Source organism: Photorhabdus africana (assembly GCF_035181445.1).
In the GTDB taxonomy this organism is placed as follows: Bacteria; Pseudomonadota; Gammaproteobacteria; order Enterobacterales; family Enterobacteriaceae; genus Photorhabdus; species Photorhabdus laumondii.
Window position 1 is genome coordinate 1 of sequence record NZ_JAXBVE010000283.1, and the last position, 233, is coordinate 233.

A 233-nucleotide genomic window follows, 5' to 3' on the forward strand; every position below is an offset into this window, starting at 1 on the left:
ATGTTTTCCGGCTTTTTTCAACATAAGCCGATTGCGCGTTTAATTGGCACTGACATTGAAGCTGAACACCTTAATGATGATGTGCTCGGCCGTACACTGGATGCCTTATATGAAGCGGGGGTGTCGGAAGTTTATCAGGTGCTTGCTGAGCAAGTGGTTGATAAATTGGGGCTGAAGCCCGATTCCGTTCATTTGGATATCACGAGTTTTCATGTCGATGGTGACTATGACAG

Annotated in this window: 1 protein-coding gene; it reads left to right on the forward strand. The window is 45.9% G+C overall.

Annotated elements, in window-relative coordinates; genetic code table 11:
* A partial coding sequence (locus SLS51_RS23775) for a DUF4277 domain-containing protein (protein WP_323840915.1) occupies positions 1 to 233 on the forward strand: 233 nt, incomplete at both ends.